General features: G+C 65.9%; 12 protein-coding genes. 6 read left to right on the forward strand and 6 right to left on the reverse strand.

The annotated features are described in order from the left end of the window. Positions 1-73: 73 nt before the first annotated feature. From gap to ACRB8A_RS09195, 5 genes are all read left to right on the forward strand, one after another. Positions 74-1,084, forward strand: coding sequence for a type I glyceraldehyde-3-phosphate dehydrogenase (gene gap / locus ACRB8A_RS09175; protein ID WP_050684808.1), 1,011 nt, complete (start codon positions 74-76; stop codon positions 1,082-1,084). A 10-nt stretch (positions 1,085-1,094) separates the two neighbouring features. Then, a complete protein-coding gene (locus ACRB8A_RS09180; RefSeq protein WP_050684809.1) occupies positions 1,095-2,321 on the forward strand; it encodes a phosphoglycerate kinase in 1,227 nt (408 codons plus the stop codon). An 86-nt stretch (positions 2,322-2,407) separates the two neighbouring features. After that, the gene (gene tpiA / locus ACRB8A_RS09185; protein WP_285240282.1) at positions 2,408-3,223 is read left to right on the forward strand and encodes a triose-phosphate isomerase; all 816 of its coding nucleotides are present in this window, start codon (positions 2,408-2,410) and stop codon (positions 3,221-3,223) included. Between the two features lie 48 nt (positions 3,224-3,271). After that, entirely contained in the window at positions 3,272-3,529 is a 258-nt protein-coding gene (secG, locus tag ACRB8A_RS09190) for a preprotein translocase subunit SecG (protein WP_050684811.1), read from the forward strand. A gap of 148 nt (positions 3,530-3,677) precedes the next feature. After that, positions 3,678-4,073: an RNA polymerase-binding protein RbpA gene (locus ACRB8A_RS09195; protein WP_050684812.1), complete on the forward strand. Its 396-nt coding sequence runs from the start codon at positions 3,678-3,680 to the stop codon at positions 4,071-4,073. On the opposite strand, the gene pgl is transcribed toward ACRB8A_RS09195, so the two are convergent. From pgl to tkt, 6 genes are read right to left on the reverse strand one after another with little or no spacing between them, the layout of a single operon-like run. Then, positions 4,026-4,844, reverse strand: a complete 819-nt coding sequence (gene pgl, locus ACRB8A_RS09200; protein WP_050684813.1) for a 6-phosphogluconolactonase — start codon at positions 4,842-4,844, stop codon at positions 4,026-4,028. The two genes, ACRB8A_RS09195 and pgl, sit on opposite strands and share 48 nt — an antisense overlap. After that, positions 4,834-5,775 carry a glucose-6-phosphate dehydrogenase assembly protein OpcA gene (locus ACRB8A_RS09205; RefSeq protein WP_050684814.1) on the reverse strand — a complete coding sequence of 314 codons (942 nt, stop codon included), beginning with the start codon at positions 5,773-5,775 and terminating at the stop codon, positions 4,834-4,836. The genes pgl and ACRB8A_RS09205 overlap by 11 nt, the downstream gene beginning before the upstream one ends. After that, the gene (gene zwf, locus ACRB8A_RS09210; protein ID WP_056600416.1) at positions 5,772-7,331 is read right to left on the reverse strand and encodes a glucose-6-phosphate dehydrogenase; all 1,560 of its coding nucleotides are present in this window, start codon (positions 7,329-7,331) and stop codon (positions 5,772-5,774) included. The genes ACRB8A_RS09205 and zwf overlap by 4 nt, the downstream gene beginning before the upstream one ends. A gap of 15 nt (positions 7,332-7,346) precedes the next feature. After that, positions 7,347-8,978, reverse strand: coding sequence for a glucose-6-phosphate isomerase (locus ACRB8A_RS09215; RefSeq protein WP_056600414.1), 1,632 nt, complete (start codon positions 8,976-8,978; stop codon positions 7,347-7,349). A gap of 6 nt (positions 8,979-8,984) precedes the next feature. Then, positions 8,985-10,100, reverse strand: a complete 1,116-nt coding sequence (gene tal / locus ACRB8A_RS09220) for a transaldolase (protein ID WP_050684817.1) — start codon at positions 10,098-10,100, stop codon at positions 8,985-8,987. A 23-nt stretch (positions 10,101-10,123) separates the two neighbouring features. Then, a complete protein-coding gene (tkt, locus tag ACRB8A_RS09225) occupies positions 10,124-12,241 on the reverse strand; it encodes a transketolase (protein ID WP_056600412.1) in 2,118 nt (705 codons plus the stop codon). 510 nt (positions 12,242-12,751) lie between these two features. On the opposite strand from tkt, the gene ACRB8A_RS09230 reads away from it, so the two are divergent. Further along, positions 12,752-13,711 (forward strand): heme o synthase, encoded by a 960-nt coding sequence (locus ACRB8A_RS09230; RefSeq protein ID WP_050684819.1) that lies wholly within the window; start codon positions 12,752-12,754, stop codon positions 13,709-13,711. Positions 13,712-13,722: the final 11 nt, after the last annotated feature.

A 13,722-nucleotide genomic window follows, 5' to 3' on the forward strand; every position in this document is an offset into this window, starting at 1 on the left:
GGGATCTGTTAGTTGGCTTGAACGCCCGCTCAACTAGTAGTGCTTCACAAAGCACCAAGGAGACTGAAACAACGTGACGACCCGTATTGGTATCAACGGCTTCGGCCGTATTGGCCGCAACTACTTCCGCGCAGCACTGGCCCAGGGCGCGGACCTTGAGATCGTTGCAGTCAACGACCTCACCAGCCCCGAAGCGCTGGCCCACCTGCTCAAGTACGATTCCGTCGGCGGCCGGCTGAAGGAAACCATCGAAGTCAAGGACGGCAACATCGTCGTCAACGGCAACGTCATCAAGGTCCTGGCTGAGCGCGATCCCGCCAACCTGCCCTGGGGCGAGCTGGGCGTGGACATCGTCATCGAGTCCACCGGCTTCTTCACCAAGGCCGCGGCCGCGCAGAAGCACATCGATGCCGGCGCCAAGAAGGTCCTCATTTCCGCCCCGGCGTCCGATGAAGACATCACCATTGTGATGGGTGTGAACCACGGCCTGTACGACAACGCCACGCACCACATCATCTCGAACGCTTCCTGCACCACGAACTGCCTCGGCCCGCTGGCCAAGGTCATCAACGACGAGTTCGGCATCGAACGCGGCCTGATGACCACCGTGCACGCCTACACCGCGGACCAGAACCTGCAGGACGGACCCCACAGCGACCTGCGCCGCGCCCGCGCCGCCGCCATCAACATGGTCCCCACCTCCACCGGTGCAGCCAAGGCCATCGGCCTGGTCCTGCCGGAGCTCAAGGGCAAGTTGGACGGCTACGCCATCCGCGTTCCCGTACCCACCGGTTCCGCCACTGACCTCACCGTCACCGTCGGCCGCGAAACCACCGTCGAGGAAGTCAACGCCGCCCTCAAGCGCGCTTCCGAGTCCGAGGAACTCCAGGGTTTCCTGACCTACACCGACGAGCCCATCGTGTCCTCGGACATCGTGGGGGACCCGGCGTCGTCCATCTTCGACTCCGGCCTGACCAAGGTGATCGGCAACCAGGTCAAGGTTGTTTCCTGGTACGACAACGAATGGGGCTACTCAAACCGCCTCGTTGACCTCACGGAGCTCGTCGCATCCAAGCTGGGCTAGGGTTAGACACATGACATCAAACACCCTCAACGACCTCATCGCTGAAGGTGTCCGCGGGCGGTACATTCTGGTTCGAAGTGACCTGAATGTGCCGCTCGACGGCTCTGCCGTGACTGACGACGGACGCATCAAGGCGTCCCTCCCGGTGCTGGCAAAGCTCACGGACGCCGGTGCCCGCGTGCTGGTTACAGCCCACCTTGGCCGCCCCAAAGGCGCACCCGAGGACAAGTACTCCCTCAAGCCCGCAGTGGACCGCCTGGCGGAACTTGCGGACTTCCCGGTGACGCTGGCCGCGGACACCGTGGGCAACTCCGCACGGGAAGGAGCTGCGGCGCTGCAGGACGGCGAAGCGCTGGTTTTGGAGAACGTCCGGTTCGACGCCCGCGAAACCAGCAAGGACGACGCCGAACGCGGAGCCTTCGCTGATGAGCTTGTCGCGCTGACCGGCAGCAACGGCGCGTATGTCGATGACGCCTTCGGGGCTGTGCACCGCAGGCACGCCAGCGTGTACGACGTCGCCACCCGGCTGCCGTCGTACCTCGGCGACCTGGTCCACACCGAGGTCGAGGTGCTGCGCAAACTGACGGCCGACACCCAGCGCCCCTACGTGGTGGTTCTTGGCGGCTCGAAGGTCTCGGACAAACTCGCCGTGATCGAAAACCTGCTGGGCAAGGCTGACACCATCCTGGTGGGCGGCGGCATGCTGTTCACGTTCCTGGCAGCAGCCGGGCATAAGGTGGCCGGCAGCCTGCTCGAGAAGGACCAGATCCCCGTGGTCCAGGACTACCTCAAGCGCGCAGCCGACGCCGGCACCGAGTTCGTGGTGCCCACAGACGTTGTGGTGGCGGAGAAGTTCGCCGCCGATGCGGCACACGAAACCGTGGCAGCAGACGCCATTGAGGCCAGCAGCTTCGGCAGCCAAGGCATCGGCCTGGACATCGGACCCGATTCCGCCGCCGCTTTTGCTGCCCGCATTGCCGGGGCCAAAACGGTCTTCTGGAACGGGCCCATGGGCGTCTTTGAGTTCGACGCCTTCGCCGCCGGCACCCGTGCCGTGGCCAAGGCCCTGACCGAGACCGAAGCGTTCACCGTGGTTGGCGGCGGCGATTCCGCCGCGGCCGTCCGTACGCTGGGATTCGCTGACGACCAGTTTGGCCACATCTCCACCGGTGGCGGCGCCAGCCTGGAATACCTTGAGGGCAAGGACCTGCCGGGACTGAGCGTCCTGGACCGCTAGCAGTACCGGACTGCACAGTCCGCCGGCCGGCAGGCTGCTCCCGCAGCCTGCCGGCCAAACACTTATTAACGACTTTTGGAGAACACGTGACTACGTCAACAAACGGCGCCTTTGACCGTAAGCCCTTCATTGCGGGCAACTGGAAAATGAACATGGACCACGTCCAGGGCATCACGCTCCTGCAGAAACTCGCCTGGACCCTCTCCGACGCCAAGCACGACTACAACCGCGTCGAGGTTGCCGTCTTCCCGCCGTTCACCGACCTCCGCGGCGTCCAGACCCTGGTGCAGGGCGACGACCTCGACGTTGCCTACGGCGGCCAGGACCTGTCCCAGTTCGATTCCGGCGCCTACACCGGAGACATCTCCGGCGCGTTCCTTGCCAAGCTGGGCTGCTCTTATGTCCTGGTGGGCCACAGCGAACGCCGCACCATCCACAACGAAACGGACGAAGTCCTCAACGCCAAGGTCAAGGCCGCGTTCAAGCACGGCGTGACCCCCGTGCTGTGCGCCGGTGAGGGCCTGGAAATCCGCCAGGCCGGCACCCACGTGGAACACACGCTTGACCAGGTACGCGCCGGTGTTGCCGGGCTCACCAACGAGCAGGCCGCCGAACTCGTCATCGCCTACGAACCCGTTTGGGCCATCGGCACCGGCGAGGTCGCCGGCCCCGGCGACGCACAGGAACTCTGTGCTGCCATCCGGACCGAACTGGAAAAGCTCTTCGGCGCCGACGTGGCAGCCAAGACCCGCCTGCTGTACGGCGGCTCCGTAAAGGCCAACAACGCGGCAGCCATCCTGCAGGAAACGGATGTGGACGGCCTGCTCGTGGGTGGCGCCAGCCTTGACCCCGCCGAGTTTGCTAATATTGTCAGGTTCGAGAGTCACCTGGTGACGGACTAGTCCGTCAGCACCCCCGCTCCCGCAATCCCAACTTCCTGAAAGGCCGTCGTGGACGTTCTTCATGTCATTCTGCAGATCCTCCTGGGCATCACCAGCCTCCTGCTGACACTGCTCATCCTCCTTCACAAGGGACGCGGTGGCGGTATGTCGGATATGTTCGGCGGCGGCATGAGCTCAGGGCTGAGCTCCTCGGGCGTAGCGGAACGGAACCTCAACAGGTTTACCGTGGTCCTCGGCGTGACCTGGGGCGTGGTGATCATCGGCCTTGGCCTGATCATGCGGTTCAGCGGAGCCGGCGACTCCTGAGCAAAGCTTCAGGCAAGGATTACGCGGCGGCACTCCCGCCGCGGGTCCATCCAAACTAAACTGTGGCTGTCGGTTACCGACGGCCACAGTTTTTTTGGTTAAGCAGCCCTGCCTGCCTACCGGCACCCGTTGCCAGTCAGGAGTTCCCATGGTCCATCCAGGCTCAGGATTTCGGGGCACCCGCGCCGGTGTCACGGCAGGCAGCGGCTCCAGCCTCCAGTCCGGGGACTCGCCGGGCAGCCCCTTGCCCCGCATGCGGGTATCGTATTGGTGCGTCTCAGGCCACGAAACCCAGCCGGTTTTCCTGCGCCTGCCGGAGGACCAGATCCCTGCCGTCTGGGATTGCCGCAGATGCGGGGCCACGGCGTCAAGGGACGGCCAGGCGGCAGCCATGGCCGACGCGGCCGACGACGGCTACAAAACCCACCTCGAATACGTTAAAGAGCGACGCTCCGGCCAGGACGCCGAAGACGTCCTGGCCGGAGCGTTGGAAAAGCTACGCGCCCGCGGCGTCCTTCCGGACGAGCTGCTGCGGGACCCGTGAGGCCGCATTCTCATCGATGAGCCACAGGGTCCGCGAGGTGCCCCGCGGCCCTGCAGCCGGAACCTGGATGGGATTGGCACCCGCAAGGGCCAGGCCCACGGCGCCTGCCTTGTCCTCGCCGGCCACCACCATCCACACCTCGGATGCGGTGTTGATGGCCGGCAGGGTCAGGGAAACCCGCAACGGCGGCGGCTTCGGTGAGTTGTGTACGGCAATAACGGTGCCGACCTTCTCGCGGATGCCGCCCTGCTCAGGGAACAGGGAGGCAACGTGTGCGTCGGGGCCAACACCCAGCAGGACCACGTCCAGGCGCGGCAGCACCGAAGGATGCTCCGGCCGGTCATCGGACATATCTGCAGCGTGCTCGGCTGCCGCCGCTTCAGCCAGCTGGCGGGCGTAGTCCGCTGCGGCCTCCTCGACGCTGCCGAAGTCGTCTGAGGAACCCGGAGCGTGGACCCGGGCCGGGTCCACCGGGATGTGGGACAACAGCGCGTCGAAGGCCTGCTGGGCGTTCCGCTCCGGATCACCGGAGGCGACAAAACGCTCATCGCCCCACCAGAAGTTGACCCTGGACCAGTCGACGGCCGGGGCCGCCGGCGAGTCAGCAACAGCCTTCAGCGTACCGATGCCCACAGTGCCCCCGGTCAGGACCACGGTGGCTTCACCGTATTTGTCCTGGACGTCAACAAGCTTGGTGATAAGACGCGCGGCGATGGCTGCCATCAGGACGGACGAATCAGGATGAATGCTTACTCGTGGATCAACGCTCACTGGGTCGGACGCTCCTTAGATTGGTACGTGGCAGTCCAATAGTAATCACTTCGCCGAACACTTCGTCGGGGTCGAGCCGGCGAAGCTCCTCTGCCAGGCAGTCGCGGAGGCTGCGGCGGGGGAGGGAGATCCGTTGGGCCGGCTGGCCCGGCTGGGTCAGTTCCGCCACGGACAGGCCGGGACGGAAGAGCTGCACGTCGCCGCTCTGCCGGCTGAGCCGGACCCTGCGGATGCCGGTGCCGGCGGGGTCGGCCACAATGGTGACCGGAGCGTCCAGGGTCAACGTGAGCCAGGCTGCCAGCAGGAGGGTGCTGGGGGAGTCGGAGGCTCCTTCGACGGCAACAGCCGTAACCGGCGAGGAATCCACCTGGTCCAGGACTGCCGCGAGCTGGATGCGCCAGTTGGTGAGCCGGGTCCAGGCCAGGTCCGTGTCGCCGGCCTTATAGGTGGCCCGGATAATCTCCAGGGCGGCCTGCGGGTCCGGTTCGTTGGCAGAGTCCGTGATCCGGCGGTGCGCGATTTTCCCGATGGAGGTCTCGCACGCGTTTTCCGGGGCGCCGTGCGGCCACCAGGCCACAATCGGCGCGTCCGGGAGCAGCAGTGCTGCGACCAGGGATTCGCTTTCGTGCGACAGTTCGCCGTAGCCGCGGAGCACAATTACTTCCGAGGCTCCGGCGTCGCCGCCCACGCGGATCTGCGCGTCGAGCCTGTCCTTGGCGTCCGACCCGGCGTCGGCAAGCACAATGATGCGGCACGGGTGTTCGCGGCTGGCCTCGTTGGCCGCCTCGATGGCTTCCTCCTCCAGCCCGGACTTGGTGACCACCACCAGGGTGAGCACCCGGCCCAGCGCAATCACGCCGCCCTGCTCGCGCAGGGACATGATCTTCTTGGAGACCTTTGAGGTGGTGGTGTCCGGCAGGTCTACAATCATGGCCTTCTCCAGGTTCGTCCGTCACGGGCCAGCAGCTCGTCGGCGGAGGCAGGGCCCCAGCTGCCGGGAGCGTACGGCTCGGGCTGTTCGTTCAGTTCCGCCCAGTATTCCTCGAACGGGTCAAGGATCTTCCAGGACAGTTCCACTTCCTGATGCCGCGGGAACAGCGGCGGTTCACCCAGGAGCACGTCCAGGATCAACCGCTCGTACGCTTCCGGGCTGGATTCGGTGAACGAGTGTCCGTAGCCGAAGTCCATGGTGACGTCGCGGACTTCCGTCTGCGTGCCCGGGACCTTCGAGCCGAAGCGGATGGTGACGCCCTCGTCGGGCTGGACCCGGATGACGACAGCGTTCTGGCCGAAGTCGTCCTCGCCATGGTCGCGGAACAGCAGGTTGGGCGCGCGTTTGAAGACCACTGCGATTTCCGTCACGCGGCGGCCCAGGCGTTTGCCTGCACGCAGGTAGAACGGCACACCTGCCCAGCGGCGGGTGTGGATGTCCACCCGGATCGCCGCGAAGGTTTCCGTGGTGGAATCGGCGGGAATGCCCTCCTCCTCCAGGTACCCCTGGACCTGCTCACCACCCTGCCAGCCGCCGGCGAACTGGCCGCGGGCTGAGTGCTGCGACAGGTCGGCAGGCAGCTTGACCGCGGCCAGGACCTTTTCCTTCTCGGCGCGCAGGTCATCGGCGTTGAAGGAGATGGGCTCCTCCATCGCGGTCAGGGCCAGCAGCTGCAGCAGGTGGTTCTGGATCACGTCGCGGGCCGCGCCCACGCCGTCGTAATACCCTGCCCGGCCGCCCGTGCCGATGTCCTCGGCCATGGTGATCTGGACGTGGTCCACGTGGTTGGAGTTCCACAGTGGTTCGAAGAGCTGGTTCGCGAACCGCAGCGCCAGGATGTTCTGGACGGTTTCCTTGCCCAGGTAGTGGTCGATCCGGAAAACAGCGTCCGCCGGGAAGACGGACTCGACGATGTCGTTCAGCTGGCGGGCCGATTCCAGGTCGTGGCCGAACGGCTTCTCGATGACCACGCGGCGCCACTTGTCGCCGTCTGCCTGCGCCAGCCCGTGCTTGGACAGCTGCCGGCAGACCTGTTCGAAGGCCTTGGGCGGGATGGACAGGTAAAAGGCGTGGTTGCCGCGTGTTCCGCGCTGCTCATCGAGTTCGTCGATGGTTTCACCCAGGCGCTCGAAAGCGTCGTCGTCGTCGAACTCGCCCTGCACAAACCGGATGCCCTCGGACAGCTGGTTCCATACTGCCTCGTCAAACGGCGTACGGGCGTACGCCTGCACGGAGGCCTTCACCTCCGCGGCGAAGTCCTCCTTGTCCCACTCGCGCCGGGCGAAGCCCACCAGCGCGAAGCTGGGCGGCAACAGCCCCCGGTTGGCAAGGTCATACACAGCCGGCATGAGCTTTTTACGGGCAAGGTCGCCGGTGACTCCGAAGAGCACCAGGGAGGACGGCCCGGCAATCCGGTTCAAACGCCGGTCCCGCGGGTCCCGGAGCGGATTACGCCCCCGGCCCGCGGTTTTCCGGCCGAATTCAGTTTCTGGCATGGTTGCTTTTGCGCCTTAGCTTTCGGTAGCGGATGCCCGGGCGGACAGTGCAGCGACGATGTCCTGCAGCTGCGCCACACCGGCGGCACGGTTTGTCAGGTGCAGGCGGAGCACGGGCCGGCCGTGCTCCGCGAGGACCTGGGCGTCGCCTGCGGCCTGCGCGGAGATCAGTTCCCCGAACGTGAACGGACGGTCCGGAATGGCCAGGTCCTCCGCTTCGGCGGCAGTGACCTGGAGGAACACGCCGATCGCGGGTCCGCCCTTGTGGAACTGGCCGGTGGAGTGCAGGAACCGCGGTCCCCAGCCGAACGTGACCGGCCGGCCGCTGACGGCTGCCAGCTCGTCCCGCACGCCTTCGAGCTGCGCAAAGGCAAGCCGGTCGAAGTAGGCCTGGACACTGAGGTAGCTGTCGTCATCCAACGTGCCGAGCAGTGCCGTGACGGCTGCCTCCGCAGTAGTTGCGTCGCCGAGCCAGTCACCGCCCCGGACCTCAATGGACCCGTCCACGAAGGCCGCCGGCGTGGGTTCGGGCTGCGCGTCCAGGAGGCCGCGGGCTGCCACCTTGGCGGCCTCAACGTCCGGCTGGTCGAAGGGGTTGATGCCCAGCAGGCGGCCGGCCACGGCCGTGGCGAATTCCCAGACCATCATCTGGCTGGCCAGGCCGCCGGCGATGGCCACCTCGTTGGCGCCGGGTTCGACGTCGGCATCAGCAGCCACCAGGCGCACCACCAGGACGTCGGGGGCGCCGGAGCCGGCCTCGGGGGATGCGGGTCCGGCCACTACCGGAAGCACGCCGGTGCCCAGCTTGCCGGTGGATTCGGCGATGAGCTGTTCGGCCCAGTCAGCGAAGCCCACAATGCCGGAGCCGTCCTCCGCGATGACGATCTTGTTGCGCAGCGGACTGGTGCCGCCGAGGGCAGCGCCCAACGCGAGTCCAATGTTCCCAGCCGCGTCATCGTTGAGGATTTCTGCGGCTTCCTCGGCTTCGTCCAGGAACTTCTGGATGTCCACACCGGCCAGGCCGGAGGGGACCAGACCGAAAGCCGTCAGCGCCGAGTAGCGGCCGCCCACGTTGGGGTCCGCGTTGAAGACGGCACGGTAGCCGGCTTCGCGGGAGGACTTGTCCAGCGGGGAGCCGGGGTCGGTGACAATGATGATCCGGCTCTTGGCGTCCAGGCCCGCCTCGGTGAAGGCGTGCTCGAAGATGCGGCGCTGGGAGTCGGTTTCCAGCGTCGACCCGGACTTGGAGGAAACCACAATGGCGGTGTGGGCAAGGCGGTCGGCCAGTGCGGCGCGGACCTGGTCAGGGTCGGTGCTGTCAAGCACTGTCAGCTCGACGCCGGCGGTGCCGGCAATGACCTCGGGCGCCAGCGAGGAGCCGCCCATGCCGCAAAGCACGATGCGGGTCACGCCTTCGGCGCGCAGGGCGTCCCGGAGTTCCAGGATGGCCGGCACCAGGGCCTGCGAGACAGTGGCGGCTTCCACCCAGCCGAGCCTGACGGCCGACTCGGCTTCGGCGTCGGGACCCCAAAGGGTGTGGTCCTTGGCGAAGATCCTGGTGGCGATGCGGTCCGCCACCAGGGAGGGGAGGTGCTGTTCAAGAGCCTGCCGGGCAGCGCCGGTGGCGTCGTAGCTGAGAGTACTCATAGGGGACTAGGAAGCCTTCCGTGCAGCGGCGAGGGCGCCTTCGACGTCGGCCAGCAGTTCCTTCCAGCTGGCCACGAACTTGTCCAGGCCTTCCGATTCCAGAAGGGCCACAACCTCGTTGTAGGAGATGCCGAGGCCTTCGAGGGCGTCCAGGACGCCGTTCGCTTCCGCGTAGGTGCCGGTGATGGTGTCACCAGTGACAACGCCGTGGTCGAAGCTGGCGTCAAGGGTCTTCTCCGGCATGGTGTTCACAACGCCGGCGGCCACCAGTTCGGTGACGTAGAGGGTGTCCGGGTAGGCCGGGTCCTTCACGCCGGTGGAGGCCCACAGCGGACGCTGGGGGAGTGCGCCGGCTTCGGCGAGGAGCGCCCAGCGCTCGGTGCTGAAGAGTTCCTCGTAGACCTGGTAGGCCAGGCGGGCGTTGGCCACGCCGGCCTTGCCCTTGAGGGCCTTCGCTTCATCGGTGCCGAGGGCGTCGAGGCGCTTGTCGATTTCGGAGTCGACGCGGGAGACGAAGAAGGACGCCACGGAGTGGATCTTCGAGAGGTCGTGGCCGTTTTCCTTGGCCTGTTCCAGGCCGGCCTGGAAGGCGTTGATGACGGCGCGGTAACGCTCCAGGGAGAAGATCAGGGTCACGTTGACGCTGATGCCCTCTGCCAGGGTGGCCGTGATGGCTTCGAGGCCTTCAAGGGTGGCGGGGATCTTGATCAGGACGTTGTCCTTGTTGACCTTCTTGTAGAGGTTCTTGGCCTCGGCAATGGTGCCGGCGGTATCCCAGGCCAGGCGGGGGTCCACCTCGATGGAGACACGGCCGTCAACACCCTTGGTCGCGGCGGCGACGGGGGCGAACAGGTCGCAGGCGTCGGCTACGTCGGTGGTGGTGATTTCGAAGATGGTTTCCTCGACGCTGGAACCGGCGGCTGCCTGCGCGGCGATGGTGCCGTCGTAGTCGGTGCCGGCGGTGATGGCGGCGTGGAAGATCGACGGGTTGGTGGTCACACCCACCACGTTCTTCTCTTCGATGAGCTTGCGGAGGGTGCCCGTGTCCAGGCGGCCGCGGGACAGGTCATCGAGCCAGATCGAAACGCCGGCGTCGGACAGCTGCTGTGTGGGAGTAGTCATTGTTGTTTCTCCTAAATTCGGGTTCAGGCCTGGAGGCCGGAGAGGGAGTCCTTGGCGGCGGCAGCTACTGCTTCCGCGGTGATGCCGAACTCCTGGAAAAGGCGCTTGTAGTCGGCGGATGCGCCGTAGTGCTCGAGCGAGATGGAACGCCCGGCGTCGCCAACGAATTCCTTCCAGCCCAGCGAAAGGCCGGCCTCGACGGAGACGCGTGCCTTGACGTCAGCAGGCAGGACGGATTCGCGGTAGGCGGCGTCCTGCTTGTTGAACCATTCGACGCACGGCATGGACACAACGCGGGCGGCGATGCCTTCCGCCTGGAGTGCCTCGCGGGCCTGGACGGCCAGCTGGACCTCGGAACCGGTGCCGATGAGGACAACGTCGGCGGGAACGGTGGCACCGTCCCGGCTGGCTTCGGCGAGGACGTAGCCGCCCTTGGCGGTGCCTGCGGCGGAACCGAAGACGTCGCCGTCGGCTGCACCTTCGCCGCGTTCCCAGGTGGGGATGTTTTGCCGGGTCAGGACAATGCCGGCCGGGTTGGCGTGGTTTTCCAGCATGGTCTTCCAGGCAATGGATACCTCGTTGGCGTCACCGGGGCGGACAACGTCCAGGCCCACAATGGCGCGCAGGGTGGCGAGCTGTTCCACGGGCTGGTGGGTGGGGCCGTCCTCACCCAGGCCGATTGAGTCGTGCGTCCATACGTACAGGGATGAGGCCCCCATCAGGGCGCCGAGGCGGATGGCGGGCCGCTGGTAGTCACTGAAGATCAGGAACGTACCGGAGAAGGCGCGGGTCTTGCCGTGCAGGCTGATGCCGTTGACGATTGCTGCGGCGGCGTGCTCACGGATGCCGAAGTGCAGCACCCGGCCGTAGGGGTTTCCGGACCAGGCGTCGGTCTGCTTGGACGCCGGGATGAAGGACGGAGAGCCTTCAATCGTGGTGTTGTTGGACTCGGCGAGGTCGGCGGAGCCGCCCCAGAGTTCCGGCAGGACCGGACCCAGTGCGTTCAGTACCTTGCCGGAGGCGGCGCGGGTGGAAACGTCCTTGCCGGCCGGGAAGACAGGCAGTGCCGCGTCGACGCCGTCGGGAAGTTCCTTGGACTCGATGCGCTGCAGGAGTGCTGCACCCTCCGGGTTGGCTGCCTGCCAGGCGTTGAAGGACTCTTCCCATTCCTTGTGCGCTGCTGCGCCGCGGTCCACAACGGAGCGGGCGTGTGCCAGGACGTCCTGGTCCACGTCGAAGGACTTGGCGGGATCAAAGCCCAGTACCTCCTTGAGGCCTGCGACTTCCTCTGCGCCCAGCGCGGAACCGTGGATCTTGCCGGTGTTCTGCTTCTTCGGGGCCGGGTAGCCGATGATGGTCCGCAGCGAGATGATGGACGGCTTTGAGGTCTCGGCCTTCGCGGCCAGCAGTGCCGTGTACAGCTCCTGGACGTCTTCGACGTATTCGCCGGTCTTGGTCCAGTCAACGCGCTGGGTGTGCCAGCCGTAGGCCTCGTAGCGTTTCAGGACATCCTCGGTGAAGGAGATGTCGGTGTCGTCCTCGATGGAGATGTGGTTCTCATCGTAGACAACAACAAGGTTGCCCAGTTCCTGGTGGCCGGCAAGGGAGGATGCCTCCGCGGTGACGCCTTCCTGGAGGTCGCCGTCCGAGGCGATGACCCAGATGGTGTGGTCGAACGGGCTGGTGCCCGGGGCGGCGTCGGCGTCGAAGAGACCGCGTTGGCGGCGCTGGGAGTAGGCGAAGCCCACGGAGGAGGCCAGGCCCTGGCCCAGCGGACCGGTGGTGATCTCCACGCCGGCGGTGTGCTTGTACTCGGGGTGGCCCGGGGTCAGCGAGTCCCAGGTGCGCAGCGCCTCGAGGTCCTTCAGTTCCAGGCCGTAGCCGGAGAGGAACAGCTGGATGTAAAGGGTCAGCGACGTATGGCCGGGTGACAGGATGAAGCGGTCGCGGCCCAGCCAGTCCGGGTTCCGGGGATCGTGGCGCATCAGTTTGTGGAACAGGAGGTAAGCGGCCGGGGCCAGGCTCATCGCCGTTCCGGGGTGGCCGTTGCCCACCTTCTCCACTGCATCAGCGGCAAGTACGCGGACGGTGTCCACGGCGCGCTGGTCCAAGCTGGTCCATGACAGTTCTTGCTCTTCCAAATGTGGCACGAAAACCGGGCCCCTCTCTGTGCTGATGGCAGGTGGTACACCGGATCCGGTCAGGGGCACGCCGTGTGGCGCCCGCTGCGGTGTGTACCAGCCGTTCACCATCGAAACGTTATCTATCACTCAGCCGCGAACCGGCATGGAATGCGTTTTCCAAGGCATTCCTGCCGCGCGCTGATCTGGTGACAGCTTAGCCCGCCCGCGCGCCGGAAATCGGAAAAATCTCACGTTGTGGACGCTATTTCCCCTTTTATGAATGGCCCTGCTGTGAGGTTGAGTTAATCTGCTCGAATTGGCACGTGAGCGATCATCACCGCATATCAGCCGGACTGGCGGCGGGTTCCGGCACGCTATGATGAGGGGAGGCCAATTCCAGTCAGCGGACGTCAACGTCCGGGCCGGAATCCGGCTGTTTGCGGATCGCCGGTTGAAGCTGCGGGTGCGCGGACGGGCCGGCCGCCGGACATGAGCTGCATTGCCAGACAGAACTGCCACACAGAACGGGTGACTGCCACCGTGAGCACAACCGATACGCCGCTGAAAGCATCCGGGACCACGGGCCCTGGGTTTGCCCGTAAGGCCAAGGCGTATCTCGCCCTCACCAAGCCCCGCGTGATCGAGCTGCTCCTGGTGAGCACACTTCCCACCATGATCTACGCCGAGCGCGGCTTTCCCTCCATCGGTTTGATCCTTGCCACCCTGGTGGGTGGCGCTTTCGCCGCGGGCAGTGCCGGCGCCTTCAACTGCTACATCGACCGCGACATCGACAAACTGATGCACCGGACCGAAAAGCGGCCCCTGGTCACCGGTGAGGTGACCCCGCGCGAGGCTTTGGTTTTTGCCTGGCTTTTGGGCGCCGCGGCCATCGCCATCCTGTGGTTCGGCGCCAACCCCCTGTCCGCCTGGCTGGGGCTCGCGGCCATCTTCTTCTATGTGGTCATCTACACCATCATCCTGAAACGGCGCACGGCCCAGAACATCGTCTGGGGCGGTGCCGCCGGCTGTTTCCCCGTTGTCATCGCCTGGGCGGCAGTGACCAACTCGGTGGAATGGCCCGCCATCATCCTGTTTATGGTCATCTTCCTGTGGACGCCGCCCCACTACTGGCCGCTGTCCATGCGCTACGGCGAGGATTACCGCAACGCCAACGTCCCCATGCTTGGCGCCATCGCGGGCGCCAAGGTGGTCTCCGTGCAGGTGGTGCTGTATGCCTGGGCCATGGTGGCCTGCTCCCTGCTGATGGTTCCCGCCGGCGGGGCCGGTTGGGTCTACACCGTCACGGCCGTGGTGGCCGGCGCATGGTTCCTCTACGAGTCGCACTCGCTGTATAACCGCGCCCAGCACGAGGAGATCTCGGACAAGCGCGCCATGAAGGTGTTCCACGGCTCCATCAGCTACCTCACCCTGCTGTTTATCGCCCTGGCCGTTGACCCGTTCGTCGGCCCCGCCGTGATGGCAGGTTAGCCGGCAACTTT

Origin of the sequence: Arthrobacter sp. G.S.26 (genome assembly GCF_050847375.1) — a bacterium.
Lineage (GTDB): Bacteria > Actinomycetota > Actinomycetes > Actinomycetales > Micrococcaceae > Arthrobacter.

What these genes read in the sequence shown, in the direction of transcription:
- ACRB8A_RS09180 (WP_050684809.1), top strand. Translation starts at nt 1,095, where the DNA reads ATGACATCAAACACCCTCAACGACCTCATCGCTGAAGGTGTCCGCGGG.
- ACRB8A_RS09195 (WP_050684812.1), top strand. Translation starts at nt 3,678, where the DNA reads ATGGTCCATCCAGGCTCAGGATTTCGGGGCACCCGCGCCGGTGTCACG.
- ACRB8A_RS09205 (WP_050684814.1), bottom strand. Translation starts at nt 5,775, where the DNA reads ATGATTGTAGACCTGCCGGACACCACCACCTCAAAGGTCTCCAAGAAG.
- zwf (WP_056600416.1), bottom strand. Translation starts at nt 7,331, where the DNA reads ATGCCAGAAACTGAATTCGGCCGGAAAACCGCGGGCCGGGGGCGTAAT.
- ACRB8A_RS09215 (WP_056600414.1), bottom strand. Translation starts at nt 8,978, where the DNA reads ATGAGTACTCTCAGCTACGACGCCACCGGCGCTGCCCGGCAGGCTCTT.
- tal (WP_050684817.1), bottom strand. Translation starts at nt 10,100, where the DNA reads ATGACTACTCCCACACAGCAGCTGTCCGACGCCGGCGTTTCGATCTGG.